We start from the raw sequence: 1,510 nt of genomic DNA on the forward strand, positions 1-1,510 counted from the left end.
GGCGCGGGCCGGCGCGGGACCGCGGCTGCGACGGTCCTCACACAAGCCTCACAGCCAAAGACCAGACATATGTCAATCGAACATGCTGGAATTCACCCTGTAGGGGTAACTACCGTGCCAGGCAAGGGACTTGGGCGGACCGAGCCAGGCTGCGGCCGGATGGAGGCGATCTCGTCGTGCGGCAGGAACCCGCGCCCCTGACCCGGCACCTGCGGGTACGCGAGCACCAGGGCCACACGGTTCTGGAGCTCCGCGGCGAGATCGACATCCTCACCGCGCAGGAGGTCGGTCCGCACCTGGACGCCGTGACGGGGCGCGCCCGGCCCGACGTGGTCATCGATCTGACACCCGTGGAGTTCTTCGACTGCTCGGGTCTGCGGCTGCTGTTCCGCGCACGGCGGCGGGTGCTGGCCCGCGGCGGCGAGTTACGGGTGGTGTGCGCGGACCGGCTGGTGCTGAGGATCCTGCGGGTCACCGGTCTGGCCGCGGTGCTGCCGGTCGCGCCCAGCATGGAGGAGGCGCTGCGCGCCCCGTCCCCCAGGGCCGCCTCCGGCGCCGGCTAGACCTCCTCCCCGGTCTCCCCCGGTCTCCCCCGCTCCCCGTCCGCACCGTCCGTCCCGGCCGTCCGCGGCCACCGGCCCTCGGGGTCGATTCCCTTGTCTGACACGCCGGATGGCGGGAAAGGGTGAGCAGGAAGGGGAGGCCCGGATGACGACGAAGACCTCAGGTTCCGCGCGCGGGTCGCGGGTGGGGACATGGGTGGGAGCCCTGCTGCTCGTGCTGCTGGCGCTCGCCGCCGGGATCAAGCTGAGCGGGATCTCCGGTCCCGGCGACTGGTTCGGCACCGACACCCACGACCGTTCCGGTCCCGCACTGCTGAAGTCGGTGCAGGACATCAGCCGCCACGACGCGGCCACCGGCAACTTCCAGGTGGTGGTGGACCTGGAGAAGGACACCAGGTTCCTGCCCGACGCGGTCCGCGGCACCCGCACGCTCTACGTGGGCGCGGGCACCGTGGACGCCTACGTCGACCTGGGCAAGGTCGGCGAGAAGGACGTCGTGGTGAACGAGGACCGCACCGAGGCGACGCTCCGCCTGCCGCACGCCGAACTGGGCCGGCCGGCGCTGGACCCCGAGCGCTCGTACGCCGTCTCCAAGCAGCGCGGGGTGCTGGACCGCCTCGGCGACCTCTTCTCGGACAATCCCAACAGCGAGCAGGCGGTGCAGAAGCTCGCGGTGAAGCACATCGGGGACGCGGCGAAGGAGAGCGAACTGACCAGGACGGCCGAGAAGAACACGACGGGAATGCTGGAGGGCCTGCTGCACTCGCTGGGCTTCGAGAAGGTGACGGTCACCTATGGCGACTGAACGCGCGATCCGCACGGGCGACGGCGCGGCGTCCGGCCCCCCCGCCCGGCGGCCCCTGCCGTGGCCGCTCCGGGCCCTGGCCGTCCTCGCGGGGTTCGCCCTGCTGGTCGGTTTCTCGGTCCTGCTGGCCCGGCTGACCCTC

At 71.8% G+C, this 1,510-nt stretch carries 2 protein-coding genes; both read left to right on the forward strand.

Annotated features, from left to right (window positions below):
• The first annotated feature begins 176 nt into the window (after window positions 1-176).
• Window positions 177-563 (forward strand): anti-sigma factor antagonist, encoded by a 387-nt coding sequence (locus tag HW445_RS30605; RefSeq protein WP_180224047.1) that lies wholly within the window; start codon window positions 177-179, stop codon window positions 561-563.
• A 145-nt stretch (window positions 564-708) separates the two neighbouring features.
• Complete coding sequence (locus HW445_RS30610) at window positions 709-1,368, forward strand: DUF4230 domain-containing protein (RefSeq protein WP_180224048.1); 660 nt, start codon at window positions 709-711, stop codon at window positions 1,366-1,368.
• Window positions 1,369-1,510: the final 142 nt, after the last annotated feature.

The sequence above is a fragment of the Streptomyces sp. UH6 genome, assembly GCF_013421635.1.
Lineage (GTDB): Bacteria > Actinomycetota > Actinomycetes > Streptomycetales > Streptomycetaceae > Streptomyces > Streptomyces abyssomicinicus.

Excerpts from the sequence above, each read along its gene's own strand:
- HW445_RS30610 (WP_180224048.1), top strand. The coding sequence starts at position 709 with ATGACGACGAAGACCTCAGGTTCCGCGCGCGGGTCGCGGGTGGGGACA.